The sequence below is a fragment of the Mucilaginibacter sp. RCC_168 genome (assembly GCF_041355315.1).
Taxonomy (GTDB): Bacteria; Bacteroidota; Bacteroidia; order Sphingobacteriales; family Sphingobacteriaceae; genus Mucilaginibacter.
Map to the genome: position 1 here is coordinate 20680 of NZ_JBFUPN010000002.1, position 18113 is coordinate 38792.

The window sequence follows — 18113 nt, forward strand, 5'->3', positions numbered from 1 at the left end:
AGTCATTTAATGCATTACGATATTGTTTTCTATTTGCTCTAAGGATTTGCCTTTGGTTTCGGGCATCAGTCGCCAAACGAAGATGAGTTGCAACACCATCATAGTCCCGAAAAAGGAGAAAGTGATGGTTCCGCCAAGTTTTTCAGCGAAATAGGGAAAGCTAAAGGCGATCAAAGCGGCCATGATCCAGTGCGTGGAGCTACCCAGGGTCTGACCCTTCGCACGTACCTGGTTAGGGAAGATCTCAGAAATAAACACCCAGATGACAGCCCCTTGTGAAAAGGCAAAAAAGGCGATAAAGATCATCATATAGACAGGAATAGCAAAACCGCTAAAATTACCGGTGAAAAAAGTGTAACTCACCATAAACAGGGAGACAATGAGGCCAACCGATCCAACGAGCATTAATAATTTCCGGCCAACCTTGTCAATAATGTTAATAGCCAGCAGGGTAAAAATGAAATTGATCATCCCGATGCCGACGGTGGACAAAAGGGAGGAGTGTGCGCCGAGACCTGCCATCTCAAAAATACGCGGCGCATAATAGATGATCGCGTTTATGCCTGATACCTGGTTAAAAAAAGCAAAAAGTACGGCCAGGATAATGGGTAATTTATATTCCCCGGAAAAAAGGCTTGCATTACGCAGATGTGAATCGCTGCCTAACTGCGAGTTTTTTATTGATTCCAGTTCCGCATCGCAATTGAGTGGATTTATAATACGCAATATTTGTAATGCGCGTTCTGTAGCGCCTTTTTTCAGGATCAGCCAACGAGGGCTTTCGGGAATAAAGCGGATCAGGATCAGGAAGACCAATGACGGAAAGGCCTGTACGCCGAGCATCCACCGCCAGGACGTCTCGCCCCCCTGGCTGATCAGGTAGTTGGACAAATAAGAAACCAGTATACCTAAAACGACATTGAACTGGAACAAGCCCACCAAGCGACCACGACGATCAGCCGGAGAAACTTCGGATATATAAATAGGTGCAGTTACCGAAGAAGCACCCACACCCAGGCCTCCTAAAAAACGGAATCCTAAAAACAGGTACCAGTTACCGGCGAGCGAGGTACCGATAGAAGAAAGTAGGTAAGCCAGTGCTACAAAATATAGTGTGTTTTTGCGGCCAAAACGGTCAGATGGCCGCGAGCCTAATAAAGAACCGATCACTGTACCTATTAAAGCGATGGAAATGGTTAATCCATGTTCAAAAACAGACAGGTGCCAGAATTGCTGAATTGATTTTTCGGCACCTGAGATAACGGCGGTGTCAAATCCGAATAAAAACCCACCAAGGGCTACGACCATGGACCAGGCCAGGACGGAATTTTTTCTCATAAATTATAGGTGTTAATTGGTTAACAAATCGAAAGTAGGCTGATTACAACACTATGGGTGAACGTTTTTATATCAAAAATCTCAAAATTTAAAACTTTTATTAAATACTTGATTTTCAATAACATATAATAAAAAACACAATTTAAGGTGTAGAAATCTTTGTTTTTGTTACAGCTATCTCTTGTATGGTTACATTTTTATGCAACTGAAGTGTGCCCGGGTCAAAGCATGGTTTTGTTATGCCGTTCCATTATGGTTATTTTTACATCAAAGAAGTCTTCCGTCAGCCAATTGCGGAGATCTTGCCGATTATTTTTTGATCATATTCCAGTTGTGCAGCCTTGTTTTTATGAGCTATTTTAAAACCATATTCTCACTTATTCTTGTTTGTTGCATTTTCGGATGCCGGCCTGTTAACAAAAAATCGCAATATGTCATCGGTTTTTCCCAATGCGTCGGGTCCGATCAATGGCGAAGAACGATGCTGGAAGAGATGAAAATGGAGCTTTCCCTGCATCCCGGCGCTGACTTCATTTATGCAGATGCAGGCGGAAGCAGCAAAAAACAAATTGCCCAGGTAGAAAAAATGGTCGATGACGGTATAGATCTGCTCATTATATCACCAAATGAAGCCCGGCCACTGACCAAAGTAGTAGAACAGGCTTATAATAAAGGCATCCCGGTGATTGTTATTGACCGAAAAACTTCGTCATCTCTATACACTGCTTATGTTGGTGCAGATAATTATCAACTTGGTTTTATGGCGGGAACCTATGTCGGCAACACCCTGAAAGGCCCGGTTAATTTATTAGAAATCATGGGGCTGCCGGGTTCCTCGCCCGCTATCGAACGCGACCGTGGCTTTGAGGACGGTATCCGCAGTTACAAAAACATCCGGATCAAAAGCAAGATTTATGGAGATTGGCTCAAGAAAAATGCAGAGGACCAGTTAATTAAAATAAACAACCAGCTCCCCGGCTTTAATACGGTATTCGCGCATAATGATGTCATGGCGAGCGGTGCACGCGAAGTATTCAACCGGCAACATACGACCCACGATACAAAAATAATTGGCATTGATGCCTTGCCTGGCCCCGGCGGCGGATTGCAAATGGTTTCTGACAAAATATTGGACGCCAGTTTGCTTTACCCCACCGGCGGAAAAGAAGCCATTACCACCGCTTTCAACATCCTTAACAAGGAGCCGTTTGAAAGGGAACGTATCCTCCAGTCGCTCGTGATTGATTCCTCGAACGTACAATTAATGAAAATGCAATGGAGCAGGATCAGCAGTCAACAAAAAGATATTGAAAAACAGAAATTATTGCTGGAGGAACAGGAAGCGGTTTATAACAGTCAGCAGGTTGTACTCAACATTATTATTATAACATTGGTTTTGGCGGTTATTTTAGGAGGGCTGGCGTTCTACTTCCTGATGGAGAACCGGAAGATCAATAAAAGCCTGGAATTAAAAAATGCCGAGATTTTGGAACAACGTAACCAGCTGATGGAGATGTCTGTGAAGGCTGAGACAGCTACAGAGGCGAAACTTAATTTTTTCACCAATATATCACACGAGTTCCGTACACCGTTAACGCTCATGTTGTCTCCGATAGAAGAGCTTTTTCAAAACGAAAAGATCATCTCCATTGCAGGGCGTCAGCTTAAAATGGTGCATCAAAATATTTACCGTCTGCTGCGCCTGGTTAATCAGTTAATTGATTATCGCAGGATAGAATATGATAAGCAGCAACTACAGGTTTCTGAGCACAACCTCGTTAAGTTTTTACAGGATATTATCGAAAGCTTTACACATCATGCCGGTAAAATGCAGATTGATCTTAAATTTTTCCCGGCAGAAAAAGAAATTAAGTTATGGTTTGATGTGAATATGCTCGACAAGGTATTTTTTAACCTGATATCCAATGCGATCAAGTTTAGTTCGGAAAAGGGACAGATCAGCGTCCATGTCAGGAAAAACGAATCACAAGTGTATGTTGACATAGCGGATAGCGGAGTTGGGCTGACCCCGGAGGAGGAACTTAAGATATTTGACCAGTTTTACCAGGTTGATCATCATAAAGGTCAGGGATCAGGTATCGGGCTTTCACTTTCCAGGGAGATTGTGCTGCTTCATGGCGGCACAATAGAAGTCCACAGTCAAAAATGGAAAGGAACTACTTTTACCGTCGCTTTACCTTTGGGAGCTCACCAATTCAATGAAGAACAAAAATCAGATATACCTTTAGGTCATGATGACCTCGGTGAAAAGTCGAAGATTTATCAGGCGGATCTTGAACGGATAAACCCGGATAGTCCAAACGATGCCCTCAGTGCGCCCAAAGAGTACTCGCTTTTGTTGGCGGAAGATAATGCCGAATTGCTATGCTACCTCAAGGAAAAGCTTTCCGAACAATATGATATTTATACGGCAAGCAACGGTAACGAGGCTTTAAACGAGGCTTTTGAAAAAGTCCCTGACCTTATCGTTGCTGATGTAATGATGCCTGGCCTCACCGGTAAGGTTTTAGTAGAAAAGTTAAAATCAGATTTGCGAACCTCACATATCCCCGTTATTCTGCTTACGGCGCAGGCCAGTGTTGAACAGCAGATTGACGGATTGAAGTCCATGGCGGATATGTATATAATCAAGCCCTTTAATTTGGCTTACCTGGCAGCGAATATTCAAAATCTGCTTAGAAACAGGCTGATATTAAAAGAGCATTTTTCCAGTGATATCAGTGGTTTAGATAAGCTCCCGCTTTCAAAAAACCTCGACAAAAAATTCGTTAACGATTTTTCTGGAATTGTGGAGCAAAACCTGTCAAACGAGAATTTGAGTGTTGATGATATTTGTAAAATTATAGGTATTTCAAGAGTGCAACTTTATCGTAAGGTTAAAGCGTTGATGGGCTGTAGTATTACTGATTATATTTTGAACAGGCGTTTAAAAAAAGCTAAATACCTGCTGATTAATGAAAACTATACCATCGCCGAAATTACCTATATGGTCGGCTTTTCCAACCCGAACTATTTTGCAACGGTATTTAAAGCAAAATATGACTGCACACCAAGCGAGTTTAAAAAAAGCAAGTTGCATTGACATGCCGCGCAATGTCCAATATGTTCCCGGTATAAGTGCCTACCGAGATAAACCAGATGGCGTAATCTCTTAATGTTAACGCCAAGGTAATGATTTTAAATTGCTGAGGGGGCAATCAAATTTCCTTGATAATGATTTAACTTAATGATAAGTTAATGCAGAGTCCTTAATATGTCGTTATTTTTGCGCGATTATATATTGTTATGAATATTGTTTACCACGATGACCAGCTTTTAATTGAACAACTACTGCAGGATGGTGAAAGGGCGTTCGATTACATTTATGATCTTTACTGGAAACAACTTTTTCAATACGCATACAATCGATTACAGTCTGAGGATATTGCCAAAGACATGGTGCAGGATGTTTTTATTTCACTGTGGAACAAAAGAGATGGTTTAAAATTAAACTCTTCGTTATCTGCCTATCTTTTTTCGATACTCCGGTTTAAGTTAATCAATTTTTACCACGCCAATGAGGTCAGGAAACTACATGCCTTGCGTGTTAATCAATATGATCACCCTTCAGAAAACAACATAGATCAAAGAGTTCATATCAATGAAGTGAACAGCTTATTAAACTCGTCTATACAGAACTTACCTTGTAAAATGAAGGAAATTTTTAAGCTAAGCCGTATTGACGGTCATTCAACACTGCAAATTTCCGAACAACTTAATATTTCTGAACAAACTGTTAAAAACCAGCTTTCGACCGCGTTAAAACGATTGAAATTAAACTTCGCGGATTACCTGACCATCGCGGTGATCTACTTTCTTCTGAAATAATTGTCCGTTTTTTCAGCTTGAATACCATTCCTAATCTTCGCTATTGGGCTAACATCCCGCGTGAAACAAACTTTTTTTAAATAAATTTTAATTGGGTATAGTACTATGTGGCCTCATAACTGATAATGTATTTATAAAGCCAAGCGTACAATGGATAAAGAACAAGCCCTTAAACTCATTACAAAATATAAAAAAGGTTTGTGTTCCGAGGAAGAAATGGAAATATTGAACCAATGGATCGATGAGCAGGGCCATGGTCAACCCAATTATCAATTCCAAAACGATGAGCAGGAAAACAGACTAAAAGAAGATATCCGTTTCCAGATAAAAAGCAGCTTATTTGCTAAAAAGAAAAAAAGCGACCATATCCATTTACAAAGCATCCTGAAAATCGCCGCAATGCTATTACTTGTGAGTGCTATTGGTATTTGGGGCTGGAATAAATATAGCGGTAAACAACCCGAGCAATATAGCAGCATTTACAACCCTGCCGGCCAGCTCAAAACGATAACCCTTCCAGATGGCTCAAGGGTATTTTTAAACGCCGCTACCCGGATAAGCTTTCCCAGTAAATTCAACACGGCAACCAGGGAGGTTACTTTGATAGGCGAAGCCTATTTCGAGGTAGTGCACAATCCCGAAAAGCCATTTTTAATATATACAGGTAAAGTAAAGACCCAGGTTTTAGGAACTAGTTTCAATGTAAAAGCTTATGCCAATGAACCTAAAATCATGGTAGCCGTAACCAGCGGTAAAGTAGGTGTTGTAGCCGGGAAATCATCTGCGTTGCTTATTCCCAACCAAACGGCTGATTATTATATTAAAGATGGTAAACTATTAAAAAGCACTATAACAAATGCATCGACTTTGAAAGCCTGGACAAACGGTACCTTAATTTTCAGAGACCAGACACTGAACGAAATTACCCGGACATTGATCCGCAGGTACAACACAAATATCATTATTCAGAATAACCGTATAGCTGAGTCGATATTGAACGCGCATTTTGATAAAAATGAATCGCTCGAAAATGTGATCAGCGTTTTATGCACCTATGTTGGTGCCAGGTATAAACATGAAGGTACAACGTACCTGATAAGATAACCAACAATTAACCTGAATTATTGACCTTAAAAATTATTGATGATAAAATAAAGAACCAAAAATAAAAATACCGAAGATGCTACTAACACCTCCGGTATTGATCCTTCTCCCATACAGATGTCGCTAAACACTATCATTAAGATCCAAGGGACCTTAACAGGGAGCTCTATTGCTTTAAGCGTTTACTTAAAACCAAATCAAAATTATGAATAATCTTTTGTGCCTTTCTATAAATGCACCAAAAAAAACATGGAAGATCATGAAATACAGTACGCTGATAACAGTCATCATCGTTATACTGAATACCTTAAGCTATGCTGAACCAGTCAAGGCGCAATCAATAGCAGATCAGATCATCTCGTTAAAACTTAAACATGTTACTTTAGAAAACGCCCTTTCACAAATTGAAAATAAAAGCCGGTGTAAATTTGTTTACGGTGAAGACGTGTTGCCTTTAGCTGAACTTGTATCGCTGGAGGTAAAAAATCAGTCGCTAAATAACACCCTGGTGCGTTTACTTAAAGGCTATCCGGTTAATATTGAGTATTCCGGCAATTATGTGCTGATCAAACCTAAAAAAGCAGCATCAGCAAAAAGGTCTGGTATTATTACAGGTACCGTTATTGACGCAACTACCGGCGAAAGCCTTGTTGGTGTAACGGTAACGATTAAGGGAGGCAACCAATCGACCATAACCAACGCCAGGGGTGAGTACAGTGTCAATGTGGTCAGTGAGGATGCTGTGCTTGTATTTTCTTACATTGGTTATACCATAAAAGAGATTCCAGTTGGCACACAATCGCGTATTGATGTTAAGCTGTTCGCCGGGGTTTCCGCGCTTAATCAGGTTGTGGTGGTGGGCTATGGCAGCCAGAAAAAGCAAGATATAAGCTCATCTATTGCTTCGATAAAACCTGATAAAGTAGATAAGGGAGCAACCAATGATCCTGTTAAGTTTTTACAGGGAAGGGTTACAGGTGTTAACGTGTTAACCCCATCTGGTATCCCTGGTGCAAAACCTATTGTGCTGGTACGCGGTACGGGCTCCATTAGTGGGGCAAGTTCACCGTTATATGTTATTGATGGCGTGCCTTTTGAAACCGCGCCTAACCTAAACCCGGATGACGTAGAATCCATAGATGTATTGAAGGATGCTGCAGCATCAGCCATATATGGTTCAAGGGCAAACAGCGGTGTGGTCATTATCACCACCAAATCGGGCAAAGAGGGTAAAACGCAAGTGAATGTAACGGCTCATACCGGAACAGGCAGGATTTATAATGATATCCCCATGGCCAGCGCCGCGCAATACACTGCCGTGATGCAGGACGCGGTTAAAAATTATAATATTCAGAAAGGTACCAGCCTTACCTTATACGTTCCCCCGGTAATTCAGGAAACTAATTGGGTAAAACTAATTTCTCGCGAATCGGCTGTTAACAATTCCGCAGCCATTGATATCTCCGGAGGAAACAAAAACACCAATGTTTTTACCTCTTTTGGGTATTTTGGTCAGCAGGGTATTTTGAAGAACAGTAATTATAATCAGTACAATTATCGTTTAAATCTTAATCATACTATTAGCAAATACTTTACTTTGCATACCAATTTATCCGGCTCCTATACCGCTCAACGCTTATTGGAAGAAGGTAACGTAGGACTCAAAGTATTATACACCGCAAGAGAAGAGCAACCCTGGTATGGCCCCTATAATGCAGATGGCAGTTATGCTGTGAACGGGGTAAATGGCATCATTCGCCATAATCCGGTGATGCTGATTAACGAGGAGATCTGGAAAACAAATACTACAGAGGGAATAGGAAGGATAAGTTTGGACATTACTCCCATAAAAGGACTAACCTATACACCGTCTGTAAGTGCGTTTGGCTCCTTATTTAATAATAATAAAAAGTTAACGGATAAAATGGTAGCCAGGAATGTTACAGCAGGCAATGGCGCCATTTTACAGGATAGAAACCTTGCCTACCGCTATGTGGTGGATAATATACTTAATTATAAGAACAGCATAGGTAAATTAAACTACAATGTACTGGCAGGCCATTCTTATGAAAAATACACCAATGATCAATTGGGTGTGTACAGCAGCAATTATGCTAACGCCGCATATCCCTCAGCTAACTTAAATTCAGTTAATGCCGGAACAAATATTTACCCGGATGCGGTTAGTTATGATTCATATGCGTTGGAAAGCTATTTTGGAAGGTTGACCCTGGACTATGATAACCGTTATATCCTGAACGCGAGTTTACGCACTGATGGCTCTTCCCGGTTCTCCTCCAGTAAAAGGTATGGCACATTTCCTTCAGTTTCTGTTGGCTGGCAGGTAATGAATGAATCTTTTATGAAAAACAGCCCACTTGCCAATACACTTTCGCAACTTAAATTAAGAACGAGCTATGGTGTTACCGGAAGCTTGGCGGGTATTGGTAATTATGCTAATCAATCGTTGGTTTCGGGTGGTAATTCCTATAATAACCAGGGTGGCCTGGTTATTACACAAAATGCCCAAAACCTTACCTGGGAAAAAGCCGGTCAGTTTGATGTAGGGATAGATGCCGAGTTGTGGAACGGACGTGTAGGATTTACAACAGACTATTTTTACCAGAAAACAACCAATCTGTTGTATAATAAACCCGTTTATGCTACAACCGGATTTACTTCTGTAGCAGCCAATATCGGGGCATTAAACAATAAAGGTTTAGAGTTAAGTTTAAATGCTAAAATACTCACAGGGGAGTTTAAATGGGATGCCTCGGCCAATATTACGTTTGTTAAAAACAAACTGCTCTCCCTGTATGATGGCAGTCAGCAGTATATTATCCCTGCTACGGGAAGCAGTTTATTAGGCGGCGGAACCGGTATTCATGCCCTGATCAATGGCGAACCTATCAGCGCGTTTTACTTATTAAAACAAACAGGGATCTACCAACAGGATAATGAGGTGCCAGCCAAATTATACGCAAAAGGTGTAAGAGCTGGTGATATTAAATACGATGATATTAATGGCGATGGTGATATTACCGCTGCCGATCGGCAATATGCTGGTAAAGCTACCCCTGATTATTATGGCGGTTTTACCAACAATGTTAGCTATAAAGGTTTTGATCTGAGTGTATTTGCACAATATTCAGTAGGCGCTAAAGTATATGCTTCCTATAAAGGAGGTAGCCCGGAAGGGATCGAATCTTTAGGAAATGCCTTTTCAACCGCGACTTTAAATGATGGCAGTAAAACCGAGCAGTTTTACAATGTTGACGCTTATGCTGCAACGCATTATTGGACCGGGCCCGGTACCAGCAACTTTATGCCCAGAGCAGTAAGAGGAGGTGTATTTACGGGTTATACCAATGGATACAACCAGGAGCCATCAACGCATTTTTTAGAAAACGGATCATACCTGCGTTTAAAAACAGTTACCCTGGGCTATAATATCCCTCCTGTTGTTTTAAAAAGATATCATATCAGCGCACTTAAGATCTTTGCTTCTGTCGATAATCTGTACACCTTTACCAGGTATGATGGTTACGATCCGGAACAATCATATGTTACCAATCCTGGTGATCCTAACTATGGAGTTGATTTTGGCTTACAGTCGGCATTAAGAACTATCCTTTTCGGATTTAATTTAAAATTTTAATCATGTATAAATATAAGATGATGAAAAACTTAAAAAGATTGATGATATTATCCTGTTTAAGCATAACCCTATGGAGCTGCTCCAAACAACTGGATCTATCGCCACAAAATGCCATACCCGTGAGTTCACTTGGCGTAAACGATATACCACAATTAAGAACAGGCCTGTATGCTACCATGGAAGATGTACTGTTCAATTTTTGGTTTGATTTTGATAAAAGGGGCGAAAACCTAACGGGTGGCCCGGGCTATAATGTAGTCGACCCGGTAAGTATGAATGCTTCTGATGCAGATATAACCAGCTATTGGCGCGGCTGTTATAAAGGCATAAATACCGCCAATATTTTAATTCAGAATGTTAATAATTTAGGCGCTGGCGCTACCACAACACAACTATCCTATAAAGGCGAGGCTTTGTATTTCAGGGCGCTCATCTATTATGATCTGGTAATCAGGTACGGTGGTGTGCCTATCCTTTTAAAAAGCTCAACTGATGCCGTTCAGCGTTCAAGCGAAGCGCAGGTTTGGGCACAGATAAAAAGCGATCTGATAGCTGCTCGATCATTGGTTAGCGCTTTCGGCAATAACCTTTACGTGTCTGACCAGGCCGTAAAAGCATTAATGGCAAGGGTTTATCTGGCTACAGGTGACAATGCCAATGCCATAACCTATGCCGATTCTCTGATTAATTACAGCAGTGGTAAATTTGCTTTATCTACAGACTCCATGTCTTATTCTTCCATGTTTACTGCAGGCACAGCCAGTAAAGAGATCATATTTGCCCTGGCCAATAACAGCACGGCCAGTACGCATTCATTTTTGAGCCAGGTAAATGATACCAAAGCAACCTGGCCGTATTCGCCCGCCATGTTTACTTATAAAAATTTGTATAGTGATGCATCTGCGCCGTTGATCAAAACGGGAGATAAAAGAAAAGCAGCGGTCTTTTCCGCAGATCCTACCCGGATCATCAAATTCCCGAATGGCAAAACAGGGCAGCAATTAGCCGTATCTCCCACCCCTATCGCCACACCGATCATCATATCCAGGCTGGCCGAAATGTATCTGATCAAAGCAGAAGCACAGGGTGCATCAGCTGGCTCGGTTACACTTGCATCCTACCTTACCAACCGGTATAAGTTAGCGCCCACCGCAGCATCAATTGCTGCCTTAACGGCTTCACAATACCAGGACATGATCCTGAATGAATCACGTCGTGAGTTTTTTGGCGAGGGGCATTGGTGGTATGATATTAAAAGAACCGGTCGCACAGATTTGCTGACTACACTGAATGGGCGTACCTATTTGTTATACTATCCCATCCCTCAAACGGAGAAGGATCTGGCAGGGTATACACAAAACCCGGGTTACTAAATTGCTAACCAAGCAGGTGCCTGATAGGCATCTGCTAATTAAATTTCAAAATGATTCCTATTAAAAATATTATAAGCCTTTATTTTTTTCTGGTCCCTGTTACAGGCTTCTGTCAGTCAAAAAACAATAACACCATTAATAATATTCAGCAGCATTATCAATGGACGGTTGAGCAACTGAATAATAAAAATTCAAAATCAGTTTTAGTTACCGCACACCGGTGCGATTGGCGGAACTCGCCCGAAAACTCTGTTCAGGCATTAAAAAACTGTATAGCAATGGGGGTTGATATTGCAGAGTTTGATATGGGTAAAACAAAAGATGGGCGGCTGATTATTATGCATGACAAAACCATTGACCGCAGTACTAACGGAAAAGGTAAACCGGAAGACTATACACTGGCAGAGATCAGGAAGTTCCGGTTAAAAAGCGGTACCGGGCATCCAACCGTACATCCCATCCCTACATTTAATGAAATGCTGGCTGCCTCAAAGGGAAAAATCATTATTGATATTGATAAAGGGTATGAATATTATGATGAGATCATCCAAAAACTGGACTCGGCTAAGATGTTTGATCAGTCTATTTTTAATATCTATAGCTTGCCATTGGACAGCGTAAAGGCCCATCATCAAAACATTCCCGAAGAATTGACTTTGCAGGTAATCGTGAATCCGAAAGACTCGAATGCTGAAAACATCATTAGCTCCTACAAAAGCCACCGTAAAACCATTATACAGATTATTTTCAGTAATGACGCCGATGCCATTCTCGGCAAAGTTCCCGCTTTAAAGAAAAGCTACTCGATCTGGTTCAACGCTTTATGGCCTGAGCAAAATGGCGGGCATGATGACGATACTGCTGTTGAAGAAAATAAACCAGATGAAACATGGGGATGGCTGATTAGCCATGGCGCAAATATTATACAGACAGACAGGCCCAGGGATCTGCTTAATTACTTAAGATCAGGAAAACTTCATCCTTAAAAATCAGCTAACTCATTCAAATACTTTTTACCGGGATATTCCATGAAACTTACTAATAGTAGGCTTTTCTGTGCCTGCTATTGCTTATAAAGTCGGTTTAATGATCGGATATTCAGTGATAAAGAGGAGGAATAAAAGACACCCGTTTCGCCTGAAGCGGAATTAATCAACAAATTAAATTATAAAACCCCTATTAAAATGAAACCACCTTAAAAACATCGCCCACACACAAAATGTGCAATTCGCAGATGCCAATTGCGTCAAAGAAAAACATCGCTTAAAAAACTAAAAAAAAAGAAAAAAGGACATTCATCATTATTATGAAAAACATTAAAAAATTAAGTCTATTACTATTGCTGGTCTGCGCTTCCAACCTGTTACAGGCACAGCTTTTAAACACAGATAAAGTAATCAATACATTAAAATCTGGGTGGAAAAATGACCTCGTTACGGTATGTGCCCACCGGGGCTACTGGCGCGAAAATGGCGTACCTGAAAACTCTTTACGTGCCATTCAGCGGGCATTTGACAATAAGATCGAGATGGTAGAAATTGATATAAAAATGAGTAGCGACGGTGAGCCGGTGCTGATGCATGATTGGAATTTGGGCCGCACTACAGAACTGGGAATGGGTAGAAATGACCTGGTGAGCAGTTGGCCAAACGGTGCATTACAAACCCTTCGTTTAAAAGACAAAAACGGAAATTTAACTAACGAGCATTTACCTACGTTCAGACAGGTACTTTCCTATATCCGTGACCATCAAATCGCGATAATACTGGCATTAGATATTAAGGATAAAAATGCTGCATGGGCCTGCTGGAACATCATGAACGAAGGCGGGGGCTGGAAGAATCATTGGGGAAATCCTGCCGCGAAATGGACTATCTTTAAAATTAACGCCACTGTTTATAATGGACCGGGTGATCTGGAAAAAAGCTTGGGATTAAGCGGAAGCCGGTATAATGACTTTAGATTCGTACCTGTTTATACCACCAATATGATTGATAAGATTGATTGTTTGGGGCAGTATAAGTCGTTCAGGGGTAAACCTTATTTTATAGGCGCCGAAGTTGATATCAAACAACGCAATGGCATTCAGCAGGATGTGATGAACCAGGCATGGGGAGATCATAAAACTATCGCCTGTTTTAATGCTATACCAGATGCAGGGGGTAATAATTTTTACTACGCTAATGGAACTTGTTGTTATACACTGGCAAGTCTTTACTTTAGATCTGCTAAAGACCCAAGCAAAGTCGACACCCAGGATAACCGGGGCAGTTGGCAGTTTTTAGTTGACATCGGCGTACGCTGGATTACTACTGATGAGCCAGTAAACCTGATCAATGATTATCTTAACAAACAAGGCTTCAGAAATACAAGTTACTTTTATTGATCTCGACAGATCAGCTTAAATAAAGCATTAATCAACTGTCATAATTCCTCAAATTATTATTCTAAAATATCTTAAAATGAAGACAAATAAATTCCTGCCCGTCCTGTGCGTGTTTATCGCATTGATTTCTTTCGTGGGCTGTAAAAAACAGATTACAGAAAGTCCGGCTACTGCCAATACAAAAACATCCGCTTTAACGCTCAATGCCGTAACCAAAGCTACCTTTACCACTCCAGATTCTGTTGCAGGTATAGTTGGTAGCAACGGGGGAAAGGTAAATTACGATCTGGCCAGCAACAAAGCGGCCGGTGATTCGGTGCTCCTTAGCTTTGATGGTACTTTGTGTAAGGAAATCCACGCTGGCAATGGTTATACTTTAGGTTATGTAGATATAACCGGTAGCTCATTAAGTACCATTACTTTAAAGGATATACTCGCAACTTCATTACAGCTTGTTGATACAACAGCAAAAGGTAAGGAAAACAGTACAAAGAATTGGTACACCTATACTGACAGCAAGCAATACGGACTTATTCCTGTAAAAGATCGCTATGTAGTACTATTTAAAGGCACAAGCATTCATCAAGCAACTGTATTATATGTGCTGCAATTGAATACCGTTGATTATATACCCGGCAATACCAGCGGGTACTATTTTGGCAGCCTATCATTCAATTACAAACGATTGCTATAAACGTTGTCCTGATCAGGCGATGAGTTTATTTGTCAATAGCCGGATCAAATTATAACGATTTAAATTCAATGAGGTCTGCATTTTGTAAGTGCAGACCTCATTTTAACATCGGTGAGGAGTTTTACAAACCTTTAAATTTATGATCATCCAGGCTGGCGACATTTTTAAGTTCAATCTGAGAGATGATGATAGTGGGTTTAACCTGAGAAACAGGAGGCAACTGTTGTGCAGCATTGATGCTTTTCATTCAAAAAACATGCTGCTTTCTAATGATATAAATGCGCGTATACACCATTTCAATTATTTAAATGTATCAACTAACTGTATACCGCCGTCTTTGTCATGATGGAGTTCGGTCATTTTAATATTGCGCAAATGCGTTTTTCCAGACAGTTCCGTATCGTGATAAAAAATGTACCATTTGCCTTTAAATGCAACGATTGAGTGGTGCGTTGTCCATCCTTGTACTGGTTTCATGAATACACCTTTGTAAGTAAACGGTCCTAACGGGTTATCACCAATGGCATAGCACAGGAAATGAGTGTCGCCGGTTGAGTATGTAAAGTAGTATTTGCCCTGATATTTATGCATCCAGGAGCCTTCAAAAAAGCGGCGGTCATGATCTTTCCCCAGTAACGGCTTTCCAGCCTTATCTACTATCACTATATCTTTTACTTTTCCGGCAAATTCCTTCATATTGGGTTTTAGCAGCACCACCTTACAACTCAGCGCTGGTGCATTGTCTTGCTGTAAATCCGTTTTCGATCCATTCGTTTCATACTTACCCGTTGCCCACCGTTGTAGTTGCCCTCCCCAAATACCCCCAAAGTACATATAGGTTTTACCATCTGTGTCTGTAAACACGGCAGGGTCTATACTGAAACTCCCAGGTATGGAAGCAGGCTCTGCTTTAAAAGGCCCCGATGGATTTTTAGACGTAGCAACACCAATACGAAAAATATCATTCTTGTCCTTCACCGGAAAGTACAAATAGTAAACGCCATTTTTATAAGCTGCATCAGGTGCCCATAGTTGCCTGCCTGCCCATGGTATATCTTTAATATCAAGCGCTACTCCATGATCCGTAACCTTTCCTCCTACTTTGTCCATCGAAAAGATATGATAATCGCGCATAGCGAAATGGTCGCCGTTATCATTCTCAGCAATACCAGCGTCTATATCATGCGACGGATAGATGTAGATTTTGCCATTAAATACATGCGCCGATGGGTCGGCGGTATATATATTTTTAATAAGTGGCTTTGTTAAAAACTCCCTTTTCGATTGCGCGAGTGATGTTGGAAGATAGACTGTGAGCATGAACAGGAACGGCAGCATCAGCTTCCTTTTGCTGTTGATAATAAACATATTAAAACTATTTTAATGTAATTTAATTACTGATTACCGCCTATCCCGGGCGGCATAGAAAACTTTTGGTCACGATAATAGGACAGCGGATGAGCCGGTTTTTCATATCCGGCAGGAATCGGCAACAGGGAGAAGGTTTGAAAATACAGCACGCATGCATCACGCCAGCGCAACGCCTCCTGATATTGAATGGTCATCAGTTGCTTCACGGCTATAAAGCGCTCTGCATCTACCTTCGAAGCCATCTTATCCCATATTTGCTGCATACTTTTAACCGAGTCCGCACCTGAATAATATCTATGTATTAATTCATTCCAAACATTGCGGCCGGATTTTGTGGGATAAGTCCATTTTACATGGTGAAACCATAGCAAATATTCGTCCGGACAAGTGTTCAAATTTTCAAACTTATCACGCACGGGCGCCATGTATTGACTAACAGCGTTACTACCTGTTCTTGTCCGGTCAAAACCTATTCCATTGGAATCTGCTTTATGGTAATAAACAGCTGTCCAGTCGGCACGCCCAGCGTTATCTACCCAGGGACCGGGTCCATAATGCGTATTGACCCCCATAATATGGTGCAGGCCCAAGGGCGTCATATAGTTTACGGTAGTTTCTCTCGATTGTAGCATAACCCGCTTCATAGGCTTAACAAAGTCGGGATCGTTGTTGAAGGTCAAACGCAGCCATTCATCCGCAATTTCATCTGAGCTTGTACCAGGGTTCCATGCTAACTTGCCAAATGCAAACCAGTTGGCTTGAGCAAACGGATGACCACACCAGTTGATATCAGAACCAATATTTGCAACACCGGCCATGCCAGTTATCAATTTGCGATTGTATTTGCCTTCCAGGATATTTGCTACCGAAGTCCCCTTACCGTGGGCATAGGTATCGGCATCAAGGCACTCCTTAAACAAAGGCGCTTCGAAAACCAAATGAGTGGAGAATCCCAGATACTCCTGGGTAATCTGAAATTCCATCATCAGCGAAGTGTTGGGCATTGCACCAAATAATGGGTGAAACGGTTCACGTGGCTGAAAATCTATCGGGCCATTCTTAACCTGAACAATTACATTCGGCCGGAACTTACCATCTAAAGGCTTAAATTCGTTATAAGCCTGTTTGGCCCGATCATCGGGAACATTGTTATCATATACAAACGCACGCCACATCACAATCCCTTTATGAGGCGCTAAGGCATCTGCCAGCATATTGGCGCCATCTGCATGGGTACGCCCGTAAGCTTGCGGCCCAGGTTGCCCCTCGGAGTTGGCTTTGACCAAAAAGCCGCCAAAGTCGGGTATGTACCGGTAAATCTCATTTGCCTTATCGTTCCACCATTGCCGTACTTGCAGGTTAAGTGGATCAGCTGTTTTTAGCTTACCAATTTCTATCGGGCTGCTAAATTTAACAGACAGGTAAACCTTAATGCCATAAGGCCGAAAGGCGTCTGCCAATGCTTTTACCTTTATCAAATACTCAGGTGTGAGGATCAGTGCATTGGCATTTACATTATTTAATACAGAACCATTAATACCAATGGAGGCGTTGGCGCGTGCATAATCAATATACCGCTGATCAATATACTCCGGTAATTTATGCCAATTCCATATAGACGCACCTGCATATCCACGTTCAACTGTCCGGTTTAGGTTATCCCAGTGATCAAGTATGCGGTACATCGTTCGCGGATAATCAATAATGTTCACTTTATCAAGATCCTTTTGCGTTTCAAGCAGCCGTAAAAAACCAAAAACACCATATAATATTCCAATATCAGTATTTGCGGTCACTACTATCCTTTTTCTGCCGGTTATAACCACACTTTTAATCGCGTATCCCTCATTGCCTATGCGCTCAAAAACACTATCGGGTGCAATAACATGACTCATAGTGCGTAATTCGTCGCGCGTGCCTATAATCAGCTCGCCATCGGTTATGCTGCTTACTTTAATGGGCCTGAGATTAAGTGTGCCAACCAATCCGGTAGAAAGTTCATTGAAGGCAACCTGCTGTTGTTCTGACTTAGCCGAAAAAAAGACTTTCCCCAATTGTGAAGTATAGGCTTTCACCTTACCGGCATCCGTAATTTGATGATATTCCAGCCATAGTTTGTAGCCGTTATCAGCCCTAACGCTGTTACTTGCTGCAATTGCCAAAACAGTCAACAAGATTTTTCTGAATACTATCACTAATTTCATAAAGTAGGTTAAAGATTACAACTGGATGCGGTGTTCGGACAAGTTATCTACAAACACATAATGCAATCGATTGCCAATATATAAATGTTTATTGATA

General features: G+C 41.3%; 12 protein-coding genes. 8 read left to right on the forward strand and 4 right to left on the reverse strand.

Going from position 1 to position 18113, the window contains the following annotated elements:
- Positions 1–6: 6 nt before the first annotated feature.
- Positions 7–1338, reverse strand: coding sequence for a sugar porter family MFS transporter (locus tag AB6735_RS01625; RefSeq protein ID WP_370994068.1), 1332 nt, complete (start codon positions 1336–1338; stop codon positions 7–9).
- Between the two features lie 349 nt (positions 1339–1687).
- On the opposite strand from AB6735_RS01625, the gene AB6735_RS01630 reads away from it, so the two are divergent.
- The 8 genes from AB6735_RS01630 to AB6735_RS01665 all read left to right on the forward strand — a co-directional run bounded on the left by AB6735_RS01630 (position 1688) and on the right by AB6735_RS01665 (position 14441).
- The gene (locus tag AB6735_RS01630) at positions 1688–4441 is read left to right on the forward strand and encodes a substrate-binding domain-containing protein (RefSeq protein ID WP_370994069.1); all 2754 of its coding nucleotides are present in this window, start codon (positions 1688–1690) and stop codon (positions 4439–4441) included.
- 203 nt (positions 4442–4644) lie between these two features.
- On the forward strand, positions 4645–5226 hold the full coding sequence (locus tag AB6735_RS01635) for an RNA polymerase sigma factor (RefSeq protein ID WP_370994070.1): 582 nt from the start codon (positions 4645–4647) through the stop codon (positions 5224–5226).
- Between the two features lie 150 nt (positions 5227–5376).
- On the forward strand, positions 5377–6330 hold the full coding sequence (locus tag AB6735_RS01640; RefSeq protein WP_370994071.1) for a FecR family protein: 954 nt from the start codon (positions 5377–5379) through the stop codon (positions 6328–6330).
- A 205-nt stretch (positions 6331–6535) separates the two neighbouring features.
- Entirely contained in the window at positions 6536–9988 is a 3453-nt protein-coding gene (locus AB6735_RS01645; RefSeq protein ID WP_370994072.1) for a TonB-dependent receptor, read from the forward strand.
- 2 nt (positions 9989–9990) lie between these two features.
- Positions 9991–11361 (forward strand): RagB/SusD family nutrient uptake outer membrane protein, encoded by a 1371-nt coding sequence (locus AB6735_RS01650; protein ID WP_370994073.1) that lies wholly within the window; start codon positions 9991–9993, stop codon positions 11359–11361.
- A 50-nt stretch (positions 11362–11411) separates the two neighbouring features.
- A complete protein-coding gene (locus AB6735_RS01655; protein WP_370994074.1) occupies positions 11412–12347 on the forward strand; it encodes a glycerophosphodiester phosphodiesterase family protein in 936 nt (311 codons plus the stop codon).
- Positions 12348–12667: 320 nt separating this feature from the next.
- Positions 12668–13747, forward strand: coding sequence for a glycerophosphodiester phosphodiesterase family protein (locus AB6735_RS01660; RefSeq protein ID WP_370994075.1), 1080 nt, complete (start codon positions 12668–12670; stop codon positions 13745–13747).
- A gap of 76 nt (positions 13748–13823) precedes the next feature.
- Positions 13824–14441, forward strand: a complete 618-nt coding sequence (locus tag AB6735_RS01665; RefSeq protein ID WP_370994076.1) for a hypothetical protein — start codon at positions 13824–13826, stop codon at positions 14439–14441.
- A 121-nt stretch (positions 14442–14562) separates the two neighbouring features.
- Here AB6735_RS01665 and AB6735_RS01670 read toward each other — a convergent pair whose 3' ends face one another.
- Genes AB6735_RS01670 through AB6735_RS01680 form a run of 3 tightly spaced genes read right to left on the reverse strand, consistent with a single transcriptional unit; the run spans position 14563 to position 18016 of the window.
- On the reverse strand, positions 14563–14688 hold the full coding sequence (locus AB6735_RS01670; RefSeq protein WP_370994077.1) for a hypothetical protein: 126 nt from the start codon (positions 14686–14688) through the stop codon (positions 14563–14565).
- Positions 14689–14741: 53 nt separating this feature from the next.
- On the reverse strand, positions 14742–15809 hold the full coding sequence (locus AB6735_RS01675; protein ID WP_370994078.1) for a glycoside hydrolase family 43 protein: 1068 nt from the start codon (positions 15807–15809) through the stop codon (positions 14742–14744).
- A 26-nt stretch (positions 15810–15835) separates the two neighbouring features.
- Positions 15836–18016 carry an alpha-glucuronidase family glycosyl hydrolase gene (locus AB6735_RS01680; protein WP_370994079.1) on the reverse strand — a complete coding sequence of 727 codons (2181 nt, stop codon included), beginning with the start codon at positions 18014–18016 and terminating at the stop codon, positions 15836–15838.
- Positions 18017–18113 lie beyond the last annotated feature (97 nt).

Excerpts from the sequence above, each read along its gene's own strand:
- AB6735_RS01625 (WP_370994068.1), bottom strand. The coding sequence starts at position 1,338 with ATGAGAAAAAATTCCGTCCTGGCCTGGTCCATGGTCGTAGCCCTTGGT.
- AB6735_RS01630 (WP_370994069.1), top strand. The coding sequence starts at position 1,688 with ATGAGCTATTTTAAAACCATATTCTCACTTATTCTTGTTTGTTGCATT.
- AB6735_RS01635 (WP_370994070.1), top strand. The coding sequence starts at position 4,645 with ATGAATATTGTTTACCACGATGACCAGCTTTTAATTGAACAACTACTG.
- AB6735_RS01640 (WP_370994071.1), top strand. The coding sequence starts at position 5,377 with ATGGATAAAGAACAAGCCCTTAAACTCATTACAAAATATAAAAAAGGT.
- AB6735_RS01645 (WP_370994072.1), top strand. The coding sequence starts at position 6,536 with ATGAATAATCTTTTGTGCCTTTCTATAAATGCACCAAAAAAAACATGG.
- AB6735_RS01650 (WP_370994073.1), top strand. The coding sequence starts at position 9,991 with ATGTATAAATATAAGATGATGAAAAACTTAAAAAGATTGATGATATTA.
- AB6735_RS01655 (WP_370994074.1), top strand. The coding sequence starts at position 11,412 with ATGATTCCTATTAAAAATATTATAAGCCTTTATTTTTTTCTGGTCCCT.
- AB6735_RS01660 (WP_370994075.1), top strand. The coding sequence starts at position 12,668 with ATGAAAAACATTAAAAAATTAAGTCTATTACTATTGCTGGTCTGCGCT.
- AB6735_RS01665 (WP_370994076.1), top strand. The coding sequence starts at position 13,824 with ATGAAGACAAATAAATTCCTGCCCGTCCTGTGCGTGTTTATCGCATTG.
- AB6735_RS01670 (WP_370994077.1), bottom strand. The coding sequence starts at position 14,688 with ATGAAAAGCATCAATGCTGCACAACAGTTGCCTCCTGTTTCTCAGGTT.
- AB6735_RS01675 (WP_370994078.1), bottom strand. The coding sequence starts at position 15,809 with ATGTTTATTATCAACAGCAAAAGGAAGCTGATGCTGCCGTTCCTGTTC.
- AB6735_RS01680 (WP_370994079.1), bottom strand. The coding sequence starts at position 18,016 with ATGAAATTAGTGATAGTATTCAGAAAAATCTTGTTGACTGTTTTGGCA.